15 protein-coding genes are annotated in these 16,497 nt (G+C 71.3%); 7 read left to right on the top strand and 8 right to left on the bottom strand.

The window, feature by feature from the left end; genetic code table 11:
- A partial coding sequence (locus tag ACF1G2_RS29780; protein WP_391801263.1) for a hypothetical protein occupies positions 1–185 on the bottom strand: 185 nt, incomplete at its 3' end.
- A 268-nt stretch (positions 186–453) separates the two neighbouring features.
- On the opposite strand from ACF1G2_RS29780, the gene ACF1G2_RS29775 reads away from it, so the two are divergent.
- From ACF1G2_RS29775 to ACF1G2_RS29750, 6 genes are all read left to right on the top strand, one after another.
- Positions 454–1,137, top strand: coding sequence for a phosphoadenylyl-sulfate reductase (locus tag ACF1G2_RS29775; RefSeq protein ID WP_391801262.1), 684 nt, complete (start codon positions 454–456; stop codon positions 1,135–1,137).
- Positions 1,134–2,045, top strand: a complete 912-nt coding sequence (cysD, locus tag ACF1G2_RS29770; protein ID WP_391801261.1) for a sulfate adenylyltransferase subunit CysD — start codon at positions 1,134–1,136, stop codon at positions 2,043–2,045. Before ACF1G2_RS29775 ends, cysD begins: the two co-directional genes overlap by 4 nt.
- Before the next feature lie 8 nt (positions 2,046–2,053).
- Positions 2,054–3,367, top strand: coding sequence for a sulfate adenylyltransferase subunit 1 (locus ACF1G2_RS29765; RefSeq protein ID WP_391801260.1), 1,314 nt, complete (start codon positions 2,054–2,056; stop codon positions 3,365–3,367).
- Positions 3,364–4,455, top strand: coding sequence for an ABC transporter substrate-binding protein (locus tag ACF1G2_RS29760; RefSeq protein ID WP_391801259.1), 1,092 nt, complete (start codon positions 3,364–3,366; stop codon positions 4,453–4,455). The genes ACF1G2_RS29765 and ACF1G2_RS29760 overlap by 4 nt, the downstream gene beginning before the upstream one ends.
- 115 nt (positions 4,456–4,570) lie before the next feature.
- Complete coding sequence (locus ACF1G2_RS29755; RefSeq protein ID WP_391801258.1) at positions 4,571–5,368, top strand: ABC transporter ATP-binding protein; 798 nt, start codon at positions 4,571–4,573, stop codon at positions 5,366–5,368.
- A complete protein-coding gene (locus tag ACF1G2_RS29750) occupies positions 5,355–6,248 on the top strand; it encodes an ABC transporter permease (protein WP_391801257.1) in 894 nt (297 codons plus the stop codon). Before ACF1G2_RS29755 ends, ACF1G2_RS29750 begins: the two co-directional genes overlap by 14 nt.
- Before the next feature lie 316 nt (positions 6,249–6,564).
- On the opposite strand, the gene ACF1G2_RS29745 is transcribed toward ACF1G2_RS29750, so the two are convergent.
- The 7 genes from ACF1G2_RS29745 to ACF1G2_RS29715 form a co-directional block, all read right to left on the bottom strand.
- On the bottom strand, positions 6,565–8,217 hold the full coding sequence (locus ACF1G2_RS29745; protein ID WP_391801256.1) for a nitrite/sulfite reductase: 1,653 nt from the start codon (positions 8,215–8,217) through the stop codon (positions 6,565–6,567).
- Entirely contained in the window at positions 8,201–9,535 is a 1,335-nt protein-coding gene (locus tag ACF1G2_RS29740) for a hypothetical protein (RefSeq protein ID WP_391801255.1), read from the bottom strand. The genes ACF1G2_RS29745 and ACF1G2_RS29740 overlap by 17 nt, the downstream gene beginning before the upstream one ends.
- The gene (locus ACF1G2_RS29735; protein WP_391801254.1) at positions 9,532–11,277 is read right to left on the bottom strand and encodes a hypothetical protein; all 1,746 of its coding nucleotides are present in this window, start codon (positions 11,275–11,277) and stop codon (positions 9,532–9,534) included. Before ACF1G2_RS29735 ends, ACF1G2_RS29740 begins: the two co-directional genes overlap by 4 nt.
- Positions 11,278–11,427: 150 nt before the next feature.
- Positions 11,428–12,099 (bottom strand): response regulator, encoded by a 672-nt coding sequence (locus tag ACF1G2_RS29730; protein WP_391801253.1) that lies wholly within the window; start codon positions 12,097–12,099, stop codon positions 11,428–11,430.
- 53 nt (positions 12,100–12,152) lie between these two features.
- Positions 12,153–13,436, bottom strand: a complete 1,284-nt coding sequence (locus ACF1G2_RS29725; RefSeq protein ID WP_391801252.1) for a sensor histidine kinase — start codon at positions 13,434–13,436, stop codon at positions 12,153–12,155.
- Between the two features lie 100 nt (positions 13,437–13,536).
- Positions 13,537–15,024 (bottom strand): MFS transporter, encoded by a 1,488-nt coding sequence (locus ACF1G2_RS29720; RefSeq protein WP_391801251.1) that lies wholly within the window; start codon positions 15,022–15,024, stop codon positions 13,537–13,539.
- A gap of 201 nt (positions 15,025–15,225) precedes the next feature.
- A complete protein-coding gene (locus ACF1G2_RS29715) occupies positions 15,226–15,654 on the bottom strand; it encodes a DUF3291 domain-containing protein (protein WP_391801250.1) in 429 nt (142 codons plus the stop codon).
- A gap of 82 nt (positions 15,655–15,736) precedes the next feature.
- On the opposite strand from ACF1G2_RS29715, the gene ACF1G2_RS29710 reads away from it, so the two are divergent.
- Positions 15,737–16,489, top strand: coding sequence for a MerR family transcriptional regulator (locus ACF1G2_RS29710; protein WP_391801249.1), 753 nt, complete (start codon positions 15,737–15,739; stop codon positions 16,487–16,489).
- Positions 16,490–16,497: the final 8 nt, after the last annotated feature.

The raw sequence follows: 16,497 nt of genomic DNA, 5'->3' as shown, positions 1-16,497 counted from the left end.
AAGTTCGGCAGCGTGGAGAGGTCGTTCCCGAACGACGCCGTCTCCGAGGTGAACCTGTCACCCGTGAGCTGCATACCGTCACCCGAATCACCCGCGAACCGGATGATCACCCGATCGAGTCGGCGGACTTCTTTCCCCGGTTCCTCCGGACGCGTGCGCGTGCTCGTCCCTGTCTCGGACTCCATCTCCGCACCCTCAATCCCATGGACTCGTCGGCGCCTTGTGCGGCCGATCGTGACAGGTGCCGCTTACCGTCCGCTGACGGGCGACTGAGCGTCGCCTGTAAGAACTGGCCGGCCCTCGCCCGTACCGCTGCCGGGTCAGCGCCTCGTCAGCGTCATGTACGGCGGCCCCGTTAGCCTGCGCCTGCCGTTCGGCAATCAGGTGGGTGCAACGCGCTCTTTCCCTGTCATTTCTCGGCGCTCACGCGAAGAGACATCGAGAGGACTTCGGATGAACGAACTCAGAGAACTCGCCACCCGGGCCGGGCGGGAGCTGGAAGAGGCCCCGGCACTGGACATCCTGCGCTGGGCCGCCGACACCTTCGGTTCCGGCATGTGCGTCACCTCCTCGATGGAGGACACCGTCGTGGCCCACCTCGCCGCGCGCGTACTGCCCGGAGTGGACGTCGTGTTCCTCGACACCGGCTACCACTTCCCCGAGACCATCGGGACGCGGGACGCGCTGGAGGCGGTCGGCGACGTCAGGTTGATCACCCTGCTCCCCCGCCGGACGGTGGCCGAGCAGGACGCGGAGTACGGTCCCGAACTGCACCGCCGCGACCCCGACCTGTGCTGCAGTCTGCGCAAGACCCAGCCGCTGGAGGAGGGGCTCGCCCCGTACACCGCCTGGGTCACGGGGCTTCGCCGGTTCGACTCGCCCGAGCGCGCCACGACACCGGTCGTCGCCTGGGACGAGGCGCGCGGCAAGGTGAAGATCTCCCCGATCGCACGGTGGTCGCGCGAGGACGTGGACACGTACATCGCCGAGCACGGGGTGCTGGTCAACCCGTTGCTCTCGGACGGCTACGGCTCAGTGGGCTGCGCCCCCTGCACCCGGCGCCTGCTCCCGGGCGAAGACGCCCGGGCGGGCCGGTGGGCGGGGAGCGCCAAGACGGAATGCGGGATCCACACATGACGACCGAGACAGACATACCTCTGCGGCATCTGGAGGCGCTCGAATCCGAGGCGGTGCACATCTTCCGCGAGGTGGCGGGCGAGTTCGAGCGCCCCGTCATCCTCTTCTCGGGCGGCAAGGACTCCATCGTCATGCTCCATCTGGCGCTGAAGGCCTTCGCACCCGCTTCGGTGCCGTTCTCGCTCCTCCACGTCGACACGGGGCACAACTTCCCCGAGGTGCTCGACTACCGCGACCGCACCGTCGCCCGCCACGGGCTGCGGCTGCACGTGGCGTCCGTACAGGAACTCATCGACAGCGGGGAACTGCGCGAGCGGCCGGACGGCACGCGCAACCCCCTGCAGACCGTGCCGCTCGTCGAGGCCATCCGCACGCACCGCTTCGACGCGGTGTTCGGCGGCGGGCGCCGGGACGAGGAGAAGGCCCGCGCCAAGGAGCGGGTGTTCAGTCTGCGCGACGAGTTCGGCGGCTGGGACCCTCGCCGACAGCGTCCCGAGCTGTGGCAGCTGTACAACGGCCGGCACGCCGCCGGCGAGCACGTGCGGGTCTTCCCGCTCTCCAACTGGACCGAGCTGGACGTGTGGCAGTACATCGCCCGCCACGACATCGAGGTCCCGTCCATCTACTACGCGCACCGGCGCGAGGTCTTCCTGCGGGACAACATGTGGCTGACCCCGGGCGACTGGGGCGGCCCGAAGGACGGCGAGCCGCTGGAGATCCGCACGGTGCGCTACCGCACCGTCGGCGACATGTCCTGCACCGGCGCCGTCGACTCCTCCGCCGCCGACCCCGAGACCGTCATCGAGGAGATCGCCGCCTCCCGGCTGACCGAGCGGGGCGCCACCCGGGCCGACGACCGCATGTCGGAGGCCGCCATGGAAGACCGCAAGCGCGAGGGATACTTCTGATGCCGATCATGCCGACGAGGCCGAGCGGAACCGAGCACCACTCCAGCCTGCTGCGGTTCGCCACGGCCGGCTCCGTCGACGACGGCAAGTCCACGCTGGTCGGCAGGATGCTCCACGACTCGAAGTCGCTGCTCGCCGACCAGCTGGAGGCCGTCGAGCGGGCGTCGCTGGCCCGGGGCCAGGAGACGCCGGACCTGGCGCTGCTGACGGACGGCCTGCGGGCCGAGCGCGAGCAGGGCATCACCATCGACGTGGCCTACCGCTACTTCACGACGGGGAACCGCAGCTTCATCCTGGCCGACACCCCGGGGCACGTGCAGTACACCCGGAACATGGTCACCGGGGCCTCCACCGCCGAGCTGGTGATCATCCTGGTGGACGCGCGGCAGGGGGTCGTGGAGCAGACCCGCCGGCACGCGGCGGTGGCCGCGCTGCTGCGGGTGCCGCACGTGGTCCTGGCCGTGAACAAGATGGACCTGGTCGGCCACGCCGAGACGGTGTTCGCGGGCATCGCGGACGACTTCATCGCGTACGCGAGGGGGCTCGGCGTCCCCGAGGTGACCGCGATCCCGGTGTCGGCGCTCAACGGCGACAACGTCGTCGGCCCGTCGGCGAGCATGGACTGGTACGGCGGGCCGACGGTCCTGGAGCACCTGGAGACCGTCCAGGTGAGCTCGGAGCCCGTCGGTGCGCCCGCCCGCCTGCCCGTGCAGTACGTCATCCGCCCGCAGACGGCCGAGGACCCCGACTACCGGGGCTACGCGGGGATGATCTCGTCCGGATCGCTGCACGTGGGTCAGGAGGTCACGACGCTGCCCTCCGGCCGTACGTCGGTGATCAGCGCCATCGACCTGCTGGGGCAGCCGGTGCGGACGGCCCGTGCGCCCCAGTCCGTGACCGTGCTGCTCGCGGACGACGTCGACATGTCGCGCGGGGACCTGCTGGTCCCCTCCGACCAGGCCCCCACGCCCTCCCAGGACGTCGAGGCCACCGTCTGCCACCTCGCCGACCGGCCTCTCGTTCCGGGCCAGCGGGTCCTGCTCAAGCACACCACGCGCACCGTGCAGGCGGTCGTGAAGGAGCTGGTCAGCCGGGTGACGCTCGATCCGCTGTCCCAGCACGGCTCCCCCGGGCAGCTGACGGCCAACGACATCGGCCGTGTCCGGATCCGTACGGCCGCTCCGCTCGCCCTCGACCCGTACGCGGTCTCACGCCGCACCGGATCGTTTCTTCTGATCGACCCGGCCGACGGCACCACGCTGACGGCGGGCATGGCGGGCGACTCGTTCGTGACCGGGGCCCCGTGGGAGACCTGCGCATGAGGCAGGTCCGCCGGCTCGGCGCCGCCCTCGCGGGGCTCGCGCTCTGCGCCACGCTCAGCGCGTGCGGCTACGGTTCACAGCGCGTCGGCACCACCGCGAAGGTGGTGCCGACGGGCGCCGCGCTCTCCGCCTCGGAGGTGCGGGTCGGCTATTTCCCCAACCTCACGCACGCCACCGCCCTGGTCGGCGTGCGTGAGGGCATGATCCAGAAGGAACTCGGCGGTACGAAGCTGTCCACGGCGACCTTCAATGCCGGGCCCACCGCCATCGAGGCGCTCAACGCAGGTTCGGTCGACCTCGCGTGGGTCGGCCCGTCGCCGGCGATCAACGGCTACACCAAGCTCGGCGGCAAGGGCCTGCGCATCGTCGCGGGTGCCGCTTCGGGCGGCGTCAAGCTGGTCGTCCACCCGGAGAAGATCCGTACGCCGGCCGACGTCCGGGGCAAGCGGATCGCGAGCCCCCAGCTCGGCAACACCCAGGACGTGGCGTTGCTGCACTGGATCGCCGAGCAGGGCTGGAAGGTGGACCCGCTGTCGGGGCGCGGCGACGTGTCCGTCGTCCGTACCGACACCAAGATGACGCCCAACGCCTACAAGTCCGGTTCCATCGACGGGGCGTGGGTGCCCGAGCCGACCGCCTCGCTGCTGGTCGCCCAGGGCGCGCGCGTCCTCGTCGAGGAGGCGGACCTCTGGCCCGACCGGCGGTTCGTGACCACCCATCTCATCGTGTCGCAGCGCTTCCTCGACCGGCACCCCGACGTCGTCGGCGCGGTCGTCGAGGGGGCCTCGGCGGCCAACGCGTGGATCGCCGCGGAGCCGGAGCGGGCCAGGCGGTCCGTGAACGAGGCCCTGCGCGACCTGACGGGGAAGCCGCTGCCGACCGAGATCATCGAGTCGGCCTGGCCCTCCCTCACGTTCACCGACGACCCGCTGGCCGCCACCCTCGACGCCCAGGCCGCCCACGCCACCGCGGCGGGTCTTCTCGACCGCCCCGTGCTGCGCGGCATCTACGACCTCGGCCCCCTGAACCGGGTCCGCAAGGCCGCGGGCCGGCCCCCGGTCGACGACGCCGGGCTCGGCACGCCATGAGGGCCGACGTCATGACGGACGGCGCCATGAGCGACGACACCGTGAGGGGCGACGGCCTGCCTGCCGTCCGCCCGTCCTGCACTGCACCCAGGAGTTGACTCGAGTGCATCCGACAATGACCACGGAACAGGTCGCCGATCCCGGTGCGGCCTCCCTCGCGCCCCGCGGGCCCGCTGTCCGCGTGGCGGGGGTCCACAAGACGTTCCGCCGTGCCGAGGGCGTGCAGACGGTGCTCCAGGACATCAACATCGATGTCCAGCCCGGAGAGTTCGTCTGCCTGCTCGGCTCCTCCGGGTGCGGCAAGTCCACCCTGCTCAATGTGATCGCGGGCCTCGACCAGCCGACCTCGGGCGAGATCCAGGTGCCCTCCGGCCGGCCCGCCCTGATGTTCCAGGAGCACGCGCTCTTCCCCTGGCTGACGGCCGGCCGGAACATCGAGCTGGTCCTCCGGCTGCGGGGGGTGCCCAAGGCCGAACGCCGGACGCGTGCCGAGGAACTCCTCAGCCTGGTACGGCTCCAGGACGCGTACGGCAAGCGGCCCCACGAGCTGTCCGGCGGTATGCGGCAGCGGGTCGCTCTCGCCCGCGCCCTGGCGCAGGACTCCCAGGTGCTGCTGATGGACGAGCCGTTCGCCGCGCTCGACGCCATCACCCGCGACGTCCTGCACGAGGAGCTGACCCGGATCTGGGAGAGCACCGGGGTCTCCGTCGTCTTCGTCACCCACAACGTCCGCGAGGCGGTCCGGCTCGCCCAGCGCATCCTGCTGATGTCCTGCCGGCCCGGCAGGGTCGCCCACGAGTGGAAGATCGACCTGCCGCAGCCGCGCCGCCCCGAAGACCCGGACGTGGCCACGCTGTCCGTGGAGATCACCGACCAGCTGCGCGAGGAGATCCGGCGCCATGCCCGAGACTGAGGCCCGCGCGGCGGAGGCCGGACCACGCGACGACGCCGATCTCGCCCGGCTGGAGGCGGGCCTGGACTCCCTGGAGACCAAGCCCGAACGCCGGGACTCCGTCGGGCGGATCCTGCGACGGACGGTGGCTCCGCCGCTGCTCGGCATCGTCCTCGTCCTGACGGTCTGGCAGACGCTGCACCTCAGCGGCCTCGTGTCCGAGGACCGGCTGCCGAGTCCCGCGGCGATCTGGGAGAGCCTGCGCACGCTCTGGCTGCGCGGCACCCTGTTCGACATCGTCTGGACCAGTCTGGAGCGCGGCCTCCTCGGCTTCCTGGCCTCGGTGGCCATCGGTACGCCGCTGGGTCTGCTCGTCGCCCGGGTGGCGCTGGTCCGGGCGGCCCTCCGGCCCGTCCTGTCCGGACTGCAGTCGCTGCCGTCGGTGGCCTGGGTACCGGCGGCCGTCATCTGGTTCGGCCTCACCGACGGCGCCATGTACGCGGTCATCCTGCTCGGCGCGGTCCCCTCGATCGCCATCGGTCTGGTCTCCGGCATCGACCAGGTGCCGCCGCTGTACCTCCGCGCGGGACGCGTCATCGGCGCCACCGGTCTGAACGGCGCCCGCCACATCCTGCTGCCGGCGTCCCTGCCGGGTTACACGGCGGGGCTCAAGCAGGGCTGGGCCTTCTCCTGGCGCTCCCTCATGGCGACCGAACTCATCGCGTCCTCCCCGGAGCTGGGCGTCGGCCTCGGCCGCTACCTGGAGAACTCCCGCGAGAACATCGACATGCCGGGCGTCTTCCTCGGCATCCTGCTCATCCTGACGGTGGGCGTGCTGATCGACCTCCTGGTCTTCAGCCCCCTGGAGCGCCGCGTGCTCCGCAACCGCGGCCTGGCCTGACGGGCCGGTGCCGCCCCTGAGCCCGGAGGCGGGCCCGGTGCCTCATACACGGCGCGGGAGCCGCGGTGCACCGGATGCACCGTGCGGCCCGCGTCCGCCTCCGGCCCATCCGTGTGAAGACCCGAAGACCCCCGTACCCCCTCCTCACATGGGGGTACGGGGGTCTCGCCGTACCGCGCACGGGTGGGCGGGAAGCCCCCTGGTGCCGCCCGGCGCCGTCGTCCGGCGTGGCCCGCTCGCGCCCCCTCGTACGACGAAGGTGCCCGCGGTCCACCTGGGCGGTGGGCCGCGGGCACCTTGGGGAGGCGAAGAGGTGTCAGTCCTGGCCCGTGTGGGTGCGGACCGCCCACTGGGCGAAGGTCTCCGACTCGTCCGTACGGCCTTCCTGGTAGCCGCGGGCGAGGTTCTCGACGAAGTCGGGCAGGTCCGTCGCGGCCACCTTCAGGCCCCGGGGCTTGTGGCCGAGGGCCGCCTCGTCGTCCTTGGCGAGGGAGAGACCGCCTCCCAGGTGGACCTGGAAGCCCTCGACCTGGGTGCCGTCGGCGCCGACGACGATCTGGCCCTTGAGGCCGATGTCGGCGACCTGGGTGCGGGCGCAGGCGTTGGGGCAGCCGTTGATGTTGACGGTGATGTCCGTGTCCTGACCGGCGAGCCGCCGTTCGAGCTCGGCGACGAGTTCGGCGGCCCGGTCCTTCGTCTCGACGATGGCGAGCTTGCAGTACTCCAGGCCGGTGCAGGCCATGGTGGAGCGGCGCCAGCGGGAAGGGTGGACGATCAGGTCGATCGCCTCGAGGTCGCGGACGAGCGGCTCGGGGTCCACCACGTCCAGGACGAGCAGTTTCTGATAGGGCGTCAGGCGAATGCGGCCGGAGCCGTGGGCCTCGACGATGTCGGCGAGCCGGGCGAGCCTGGTGCCGGAGACCCGCCCGACGACGGGCGCGGCACCGACGTAGTACCGGCCGTCCCGCTGCTCGTGGACCCCGACGTGGTCGACCGGAGCCGCCGGAAGGACCGGCTCGGGGCCGTCGACGAGCGGCCGGCCGAGGTACTCGGTCTCCAGGACCTCGCGGAACCTCTCCACGCCCCAGTCGGCGATGAGGTACTTCAGCCGGGCCCGGTTGCGCAGCCGGCGGTAGCCGTAGTCGCGGAAGAGTCCGGCGACGGCCGCCCAGACCTCGGGCACCTCCGCCAGCGGCACCCACGCGCCCGGGCGTTCGGCGAGCCGGGGGGAGGTGGAGAGTCCGCCGCCCACCCAGAGGTCGAAGCCCGGTCCGTGCACGGGGTGCTCCACCCCGAGGAAGGCGATGTCGTGGATCTGGAAGGGCACGTCCGGCAGCCAGCTGACCGCGGACTTGAACTTGCGGGGCAGGTTGGACAGCGAGGGGTCCCCGACGTGCCGGTCGACGATCTCGCGGATCGCGGACGTGGCGTCCAGGACCTCGTCGGGGCTGATCCCGGCGACGGGGCTCCCGAGCACGACCCGGGGGCAGTCGCCGCAGGCCTCGGTGGTGGACAGTCCGACGGCCTCCAGGCGGCGCCAGATCTCGGGGACGTCCTCGATCCGGATCCAGTGGAACTGGATGTTCTGTCGGTCGGTGATGTCGGCCGTGTCCCGGGCGAACTCGGTGGAGAGCGCGGCGATCTCCCGCAGCTGCGCGACGGAGAGCTCACCGCCGTCGACGCGTACCCGCATCATGAAGTGCTCGTCCTCGAGCTCCTCCGGCGCCAGGGTCGCGGTGCGCCCGCCGTCGATGCCGGGGCGCCGCTGGGTGTAGAGGCCCCACCAGCGGAGCCGGCCGCGCAGGTCCTCGGAGGGGATGGAGGCGAAGCCCTCGCGCGCGTAGATCTTCTCGACGCGCTCGCGCACCAGCAGCGGATCCTCGACCGCCTTGAAGCGCTCGTTGTCGTTCAGCGGTTCCCGCGATCCGAGCGCCCACTGGCCCTCGTCGCGCCTACGCTCCCGGGTCATCGTTGGTCCTCTCCTTCAGGGGGCCGCTGATCGGCGAGATCATTCCCGAGGGCAGCCACTCCGCCGTCTCGGCACCGCCGTGGTGGTGCCCGGCGCTCTGGCCCTTGCCGTCGGCGGAGACCATGCCTCCGGGTACGTACGCGACGGAGACCGCGAAGAGCCGCGGGGCCGGTTCGGGCTTCTCCTCCCGTACGCGCTGCCAGGCCTCGTAGCCGCCGCCCGTCGGGTACGCGCCGGGCATCCGGGCCGTGAGTGCCTTGACGTACTCCATGGCGTCGGCCCGCCTCGGTGTGTACCGCAGCGGGATCAACTGGCCGGCGCCGGGCGTGATGACGGACCGGGCGAGCAGCCAGGGCGCGAGGTACACGCCCTGGGCGAGGGTCCGGCCGCTCTCGACGGCGAGGGTCGCGTCCGTCGCGCCGGGCCAGCCGCTGGTGACGATCAGGGGCTGGGAGGTCCGGCCGGGCGCGGTGACGCCGATGCCCTCGCGCGCGGCGGCGGCGCGGACCGTGGCGGCCGCGGCCCTGCCGCGTTCCGAGTTGTCGGAGACGAGGCCGACGGAGCGGATGCCGCGGGCGGCGAGGAAGTGGACGGTGGCGCGCAGCGCGGTGGCGTCCCGTTCGGCGAGCCGGTCGGAGGGGCAGGCGGTGAGCGGGGCGCGTTCGCCTGCGACGAGGGCGCCGAGGGCGACCTCCGCGCACTCCGCTCCGTCGGCGGTGGCGAGGGCGGCGAGCGGGGCCTGGGCCGCGGTGCCGGTGTCGACGGAGAGTTCACCGGCGGCACCGCCCGCGGAGATCCGCAGGGTGCTGCGGCCCTCGGGGAGGTCCACCGGAATCCAGGACTGGGCGCTGCCCGGGCGCCGTTCGCCCGGACGGAGAGTGGCGGCGGTGGTGCCGGCCTGTGCGTTCTCGGCTCCGACGGCGACCAGATTCGGTCCGGGCCGTCCGGGTACGACGAGGACGCCGACCTTCTTCCCTCCGAGGGCGAGGGTCCGCAGGACGGGCGTGCCCGGCGGGGTCTGCTCCTGCGCGGCGAGGGTGTCCTGGGCGGCGAGGGCTCCTCGGTCGTCGTCCCCGGAACCGAGCGCGGCGACGGCGACGAGGCCGAGCGCCACGGCGAAGACGGTGAACGAGACGCCGAGGTATCTGCGGGGCAGCAGGTTCCGCCGCGCCATCACCAGCACCACGAGGATGCCGATGACGGACGCGACGGCGATCGGCACCAGGGTCTCCCCCGGCGCCGCCCCGTCCAGCGCGGCCAGGTGACCGCGGCCCGGGGTAAGGGCCGCGGTCACCTGGGTACCGATGGATCCGGTCACTTCAGGACGCTGTCACTGACGGTGAACAGGATGCCGTGCGGACGGGCGGGACCGGTCTCGCCGTGCGGCCAGGAGGTCCGGTCGAAGTCGACGCAGGGCTTGCCGCTCCGCTCGTCGCGGAACGACCTGTCCTGCTTCAGCTTGCCCTTGCGGTCGAGGTCGTACATGCAGACGTCGTGGTTGCCGTCGCCGCTGAAGGAGCCGGCGATGAAGTAGTTCGAGGTGGCGAGACGGCGGATCTGCTTGGTCTCACGGAACTTTCCGCCGTACGTCTGCTCGAAGTTGTCCATCGCGCCCCAGTGCGGGCCGCCGTCCGTGGTGTCACGGATCGGCATGGCGGAGGTGACGGCCGGGCAGTCCCTCTCCAGTCCGCCCCGGTAGACCTCCTTGAGCCGGTCGATGTTGCACTTGGGGTTGTCGCCCGCGGCCAGCAGCTTCTGGATGTCGAGGACGTAGAGCATGCCGGTGGTCTTGTCGAGCGGCTTGCCGTACGCGGTCGACTGGCCCATCACCGTGTGGAACAGGTAGCGGTCGTCGGGGCTGACCATCAGCCAGCTTCCGGCGTCGCCACCGCCCGTGACGTCCTTCGGCGCGCCCCAGGCGCGGTACGCCGTGGTGTCGTCGAAGACCTCGCGCCACTTCGGGTTGGGCACGGTCACGTCGGGGGCGTAGAAGATCGCGCCACCGAGCATGGAGGAGGCGAACGCTCCCTTGTGCTTCTTCTTGTTGGGGAGCGCGGGCTCCATCACGACGCGCGACTCGTGCCACATCGCGGACTTCTCCAGGCCGGCGCGCGGACCGTCGGGCATCTTGCTGACGGAGAGCAGCTTCGGGTTCTGGCGGTCCTCGATGTCCCAGACGCGTACCGTCTGGCGCGCGAGGTTGGCCTGGTCGGGCAGCTTCGGGCTCAGGAAGTGGCGGGCCTCGACGAAGTCGCTCGCCACCATGATGTTCTTCTCTTCGTTGACCATGATCCCGTGCGGGTTGGCACAGGTGGCCTTCTTGAGAGCGGGCACGTTGCCGCACTGCTTCGGGTCCTCGCCCTCGGCCAGTGCGGCCGGGATCTCGGCGAGGGTCTTGCCGTCCTTGTCCATCCGCACGATCTGGCCGGGCGAGCCGGCCGCGCCGTTGCCCTCGCGGACCTCGCCGTTGGTGTACGTGCAGGGGCCGGGGACGTCCGGTCCGCCGAGGTAGCTGGCGTACGCGGTGCCGTCGCGGAGCACCTGGAAGGCGTCGGGAGCGGTGCCGCACGGAGTGTCGACGGTCGAGTTGACACCGGCCAGGCTCAGGGCGGGCAGCTTGCTCGTGTCGAAGACGAAGACCGTGTCCTGGAGCAGCGCGCCCGCGAAGAGCCGGTCGCCCTTGTGCCACACGTACTGCATGTGGTGGGCCTCGTTGGCGTGGTTGGGGCCGAGGGTGACGGTGTTGACCACTTCGCCGTACGTCGGCGAGTTGCGGGTCGCGTCGACCACGGCGAGGAAGTCCGGCTTGGCGGGGTCGGCGGAGCCCGCCCAGGTCAGGAGCCATTCCCGGCCGCGGCCCTGGGCTGCGGGCAGCATGTGGTTGGTGGCCGTGTAGGTCACACCGTCGGTGGCGGTGAACTTCGAGGTCACCCGCTCGGGTTCGGGGGACGCCGCGGCGCCTCCCGAAGTCGTCAGCAGGGCGGCGACCACGCCGACCGCGGTGAGACACGCGGCAAGGCGGGATGTTCCGCCCGGCCGTCGGAGACTGATGCGTCGCACGTCGCGAACGCTCCTCTCACGGAGCTGTCTGTTGGGTCCAACTGGGCGCCGGTACCTTCGCAGAACTCGCTGACGTGCCGCTGACGCCCCGATCGCGCACGCCTTCCGGCCGTTTCTCCGGTGTGGCGGGCGCTCTCGGGGCGTCGGTTTTCAGCTGTTGAGGAGCCACCCGGCGTCGCGGGCGATCCGCACGGCGTCGGTGCGGTTACGCGCGTCCAGCTTGGCGACAACGGCCGTGAGGTAGTTGCGGACGGTGCCGGGCGACAGGTGGAGCAGCTCGGCGATCTCGGCCGATTCCGCACCGGCGGCGACCAGCCGGAGCACATCGGCCTCGCGGGCCGTCAGGGGGCTCGGTTCGCCCTCCCAGGCGGCGAGGGCGAGCTCCGGGGTGATCACCCGTTCGCCGGCCATGACCCGTCGGACGGCGTGGACGAGCTGCTCGGCAGGTGCGTTCTTGACCATGTATCCGTCCACACGGATGTCCTGCGCGCGGCGTACGACGTTCGGCGCGTCGAGGACGGTGAGGACGAGGATCCGGCATCCGGAGAGCTGCTCGCGCAACCGCTCCGCTCCGGTGAGCCCGTCCAGGCCGGGCATGTTGACGTCCAGGATCGCGATGTCGGGCTGGGTCTTCTCGGCGACGGCGAGGAGGTCCTCTCCGTTCCCCACCTCTCCGACGACCTGAACGTCTTCCTCCAGTTCGAGGAGAGAGGCCAAGGCCTCTCGCACCATCTGTACGTCCTCTGCCAAGAGCACACGTATCACGCACACACCCCCGCGATGTCCCCGACCCGGCCATGCCAGGGGGCGAGTTTCGCACATTCGTGTGCGTCATGGCGTGAACACCGTGGGTCGGTGCGGTGGGCCGCGCGGGATCACTTTCCGGCGGCGGCGGGAACCGCGATGCGCGCGGCCCATCGGCGGATGTCGGAACCCCGGATGGCAGGGGCGTGAACAACCGGCGCGCCGTCGCCGGAGCGCGGCGGGGCGTCGACCGCCCGGGACGGAATCTCCGCGACCACACGGAAGACTCCGCCGGGCCGCATCTCCGTGTGGAAGGAGCCACCGAGCTCGCTCACCCGCTGGCCGAGGTTGCCGAGCCCGGCGCCGCCGTGGCCCGGCGCGCCGCCGCAGAGCCGTGAGGCGGACGCGGCGGCCCCGTCGTTGGAGACTTCCAGGCGTACGGTCTTGAGCCCGCCCGTCAGGGCGATGGTGCAGTGCGTCGCCTTGCTGTGGCGCAGCACGTTGGTGACGGATTCGCGCAGGACGGCGGCGAGGGCGAGGGAGACGTCCTCCCCCTCGGGCAGCGCGTCGATGCGGAGGGTGACCCCGATGTTCATGGCGCGCAGCAGTGCCGCGGCCGTCGGCACCTCGGCGGCCAGGGACACGCCCTGGTACCCGCGTACCGCCATCCGGAACTCGGCCATGGCCTGCCGGGAGGTGCGTACCAGCTCCTCCGCCTCGGTGGCGGCCCGTTCCGGGGAGACCTTGAAGCTCCGGTTGACCAGCTCGGCACGCATGGCGACGGCCGAGAAGGTGTGTCCGAGGAGGTCGTGCAGGTCGCGTGCGAGGCGGTTCTGCTCGCTCTCGACGACGGCCTTGGCGATGCTGTGGCGCGAGCAGCGGGTACGGTGGATGAGGAGGACGGCCTGGGTGAGGGTGTAGGACATGAGGCCGACGACGACGATGGCCCCGGCCATGAGCAGCAGGTGCGGCAGTGCCTGGGAGAGCGATGCCGCGTCCCTGGCGCAGAGCATCGACACCAGGGTGATGACGAGGCCGAAGAGCGGCCACGCGTAGCGGGCCCGCAGGATGAGCGGCAGCGATCCCGAGAGCGTGCCGGCCAGGATGCCGCAGGCCTCGTGGACGAGTTCGGTGGCGAGCAGCACGACGGCGAGCTGTGCGGTGAGGGCGAGGAGCGCCCCGCGGGACGGGCCGGCGCCGGGCTCGACCGGTCGCGCGGCGATGACACAGCCCTGGAGGGCCAGTTGCGCGACGACCAGGAGGAGGACCAGGCCCGAGTGGCCTAATCCGGCCCGGCCTCCGACGGCGTTGTAGACGATCACTTCCAGCGCGACGAAGCTCGCTCCCAGCAGTGCCATGACCTGGATGAAGCCGTGCCGTGCGGCTCTGTCGCGGTGTTCCGCCCACATTTCCATCACAGGTCCTCTTTCCTCTGCCTCATCGACACGGCCACAGATCCCGCAGGGGGATTTCAGCACCGAACCGCCGTTCCCGGAGGGAACGGCGGCTGAAATTTCAGGGAGTTACCGAGGTGCGCTCGCGTTCGGCGACGGGGTCCTCCTCCTCACCGGCGGCGGTGGCGACGTGCCGTGGAATGGCCAGGGCGCAGAGCGCTCCGACGAGGACGACGGCGACGCCGATCCAGATCGCGGGGCGCATCCCGTCGACGAACTCCTCGGCGGTGCGGTCGCTTCCGTAGTGGACGAAGACACTGCTGAGGATGGCGGTGCCGAGGGCGCCGCCGATCTCGCGGACGGTGTTGTTGGCGCCCGACGCCTTGCCGCGGTTCTGCGGTCCGACCGAGGCCAGGACCACCGCGGCGGTCGGCGCGAAGACGAGGCCCATGCCGAATCCGGCGACGATCATGGCGCCCACCATGCGGGAGTACGGGGTGTCCGAGGTGGCCACCAGGTCGATCCAGGCGAGGCCGATGCCCTGCAGGAGGAGGCCCGCCGCCATCAGCCTGCCGCCGCCGAGACGGTCGGTCAGCGCACCGGCCACCGGAGCCACGAACATCGGCATCAGGGTCCAGGCCAGGGTGAGCACACCGGCTTCCAGCGGGGTCCGTACGGGCGCCATCTGGAAGAACTGGGCCAGCAGGAAGATTGACCCGAAAACGCCGAAGTACATGCTCGCGGAGACCAGGTTGGAGAAGACGAAGGCCCGCTTGCGGTAGAAGGACAGCGGCAGCAGGGGCTGCCGTGCGCGTCGCTCCCAGAGGACGAAGAGGACCAGCAGGACGGCGCCGGCCGCGAAGGCCGCGATGATGACGCCGGAACTCCAGCCCTCCGACTCGCCGTTGACGATCGCCCAGACGACGGAGACGAGTCCGGCCGTCACGAGGAGCATGCCGGGCAGGTCGAGCCGGGACGCGGGCACGGAGCTCTCGCCGAGGACGACGAAGATCAGCGGAATGGCGACGAGACAGACCGGGACGTTGATCCAGAAGATCCACTGCCAGTCCAGACCGTCCACGACCGCGCCGCCGACGACCGGGCCGAGGGCCACGGCCATGCCGCTGACGGCCGACCACAGACCGAGGGCGAGATTCCGCTTCCGGTCGGGCACCTCCTCCGCGAGGAGCGTGAGGGAGAGCGGCATGACGGCCGCGGCTCCGAGACCCTGGAGCGCGCGCGCCGCGATGAGCTGGCCACTGCTGTCGGCGAGGCCGCAGGCGATGGACGAGAGGGTGAAGACGGCGATGCCGAGGACGAAGACGCGGCGCCGGCCGAACCGGTCCCCCAGCGCGGCGCCGGTCAGCAGCAGACAGGCGAAGCTGAGCACGTACGCGTTGACGAACCACTGCAGGTCCGTGGTGGAGGCCTGAAGATCCACGGCCATGGAGCGCAGGGCCGTGGAGACGACCAGGTTGTCCAGCGCCACCATGAACATGGGCAGGCTGCACGCGAGGATCGTCACCCAGAGGGGGAAACGGCCCTGCCGTGAGTCGGGGGCGAGACGCGGGGCCGTCCCGCCACCCCCGCCGCTTCTGATTGTGCTCATGACAATTGCCTCCATCCGGCGTGCGCCGGGATCGAACACACAAGGGGGTCGAACGAAGAGAGTGGTGCGCGCTCCGCCGGGAGCACCGACGGGGGACGAACAGCGTCCCGGCGGAGCGCGGCTCGGGGTGGGGGGAGGGAGGGCCGGGGGCTCCGGGGGTGGTGAGCCCCCGGCCGGACAAGGGGGGCGGCGACCCGGCCGTCAGGCCCGGTGGCCACCGCCGCCGCGGGCGGCGTCCTGGCGCGCCTTCTCGGCCAGGCGGCGCTTGGCGTCGGCCCAGTCGATCGGCAGCGTCGCGGTGTCCGCCTCCCAGAAGATGAAGGTCGACGACTTCATCTTCGGCGCCATGGCACGCATCGCCGCACCGTGCGGGTCCGACTTCGCGTAGGCGTACAGGGCGTCGCGGTCCTCCCAGGCGGACAGCGTCCAGAACGTCCGCTTGAGGGGCTGCGCGATCAGCGAGGCACCGTACGCCCCGCGAGCGGTCTTGACCTGGCTCCAGGAGCTCAGCGACTTGAGGAGAAACGTCGGGACATCGGCCAGGGTCTTCACTTCGAAGCGGGAAGCCATGACGTACGTGTTCGTGCGGGGCGGAGCAGGGTTCGGGGTGATCCAGCCGAGAGTCGGCATGACGGCGCCCACCTTCCTGAAGAGGCCAACGACTACAATAATAGACAGTAGCGCCATCCGTTATCCAGTGAGTGGGAGCAAGATGAAGATTTCGGAACTCAGCCGCCGCAGCGGGGTCTCCATCCCCGCGATCAAGTACTACCTGCGCGACGGACTGCTTCCCCCCGGACGCGCCACTGCGGCCAATCAGGCGTCCTACGGCGAGGACCACCTCCACCGGCTCCGGCTGATCCGCGTCCTGATCGGAGTGCGAAAGCTGCCGGTCAACTCGGTGCGCGAGATCCTGGGCGCCATCACGGAGGAGGGCGACCTGCACCAGATCTTCGGCATCGTGACCGAGGCGCGCCCGGCCGCCCTCAAGAAGAAGCAGGAGCAGGAGGCCGAGGCGGCGGAGCGGGAGACCGAAGGGGTCGTGGACGCGCGCAGACTCGTCTCCGCGATGGGGTGGGACGTCGCGAACCACACGGCCGCGATCCACACGCTCGGCGACGTGCTGGACGCCCTGAGCGGCCTCGGCTCCGACATCGACTGGGAGACCCTGCTGCCGTACGCCGAACTGGCCGACAGGACGTCCGAGTTGGACATCAAACAGATGCACGGCACGTCCGGCCTGCTGGAGCAGGCGGAGCGTGCCGTGCTGGTGTCGGTTCTCCTGGAACCGGCGCTCCTCGCCCTCCGCCGGCTCGCCCAGGAGGACAAGTCCGCCCACCTGTTCAGCGGACAGCCGGAGGAGGACGAGGAGACGCCGGAGGGACAGAAGACGCGGGGGACGCGGGGCGGCAGGCCGCGGAGCGCCCCGAAGGGAAAGCCGAAGGGCCAGCCGGCGGGCGACTGACCCGACGG

Origin of the sequence: Streptomyces sp. NPDC013457, assembly GCF_043089925.1 — a bacterium.
Classification (GTDB): domain Bacteria; phylum Actinomycetota; class Actinomycetes; order Streptomycetales; family Streptomycetaceae; genus Streptomyces.
This window is presented reverse-complemented; position numbering and strand designations above follow the sequence as displayed.

Coding starts and splice junctions, on each gene's coding strand:
- ACF1G2_RS29775 (WP_391801262.1), top strand. CDS start 454: ATGAACGAACTCAGAGAACTCGCCACCCGGGCCGGGCGGGAGCTGGAA.
- cysD (WP_391801261.1), top strand. CDS start 1,134: ATGACGACCGAGACAGACATACCTCTGCGGCATCTGGAGGCGCTCGAA.
- ACF1G2_RS29765 (WP_391801260.1), top strand. CDS start 2,054: ATGCCGACGAGGCCGAGCGGAACCGAGCACCACTCCAGCCTGCTGCGG.
- ACF1G2_RS29760 (WP_391801259.1), top strand. CDS start 3,364: ATGAGGCAGGTCCGCCGGCTCGGCGCCGCCCTCGCGGGGCTCGCGCTC.
- ACF1G2_RS29755 (WP_391801258.1), top strand. CDS start 4,571: ATGACCACGGAACAGGTCGCCGATCCCGGTGCGGCCTCCCTCGCGCCC.
- ACF1G2_RS29750 (WP_391801257.1), top strand. CDS start 5,355: ATGCCCGAGACTGAGGCCCGCGCGGCGGAGGCCGGACCACGCGACGAC.
- ACF1G2_RS29745 (WP_391801256.1), bottom strand. CDS start 8,217: ATGACCCGGGAGCGTAGGCGCGACGAGGGCCAGTGGGCGCTCGGATCG.
- ACF1G2_RS29730 (WP_391801253.1), bottom strand. CDS start 12,099: ATGTGCGAAACTCGCCCCCTGGCATGGCCGGGTCGGGGACATCGCGGG.
- ACF1G2_RS29725 (WP_391801252.1), bottom strand. CDS start 13,436: ATGGAAATGTGGGCGGAACACCGCGACAGAGCCGCACGGCACGGCTTC.
- ACF1G2_RS29720 (WP_391801251.1), bottom strand. CDS start 15,024: ATGAGCACAATCAGAAGCGGCGGGGGTGGCGGGACGGCCCCGCGTCTC.
- ACF1G2_RS29715 (WP_391801250.1), bottom strand. CDS start 15,654: ATGCCGACTCTCGGCTGGATCACCCCGAACCCTGCTCCGCCCCGCACG.
- ACF1G2_RS29710 (WP_391801249.1), top strand. CDS start 15,737: ATGAAGATTTCGGAACTCAGCCGCCGCAGCGGGGTCTCCATCCCCGCG.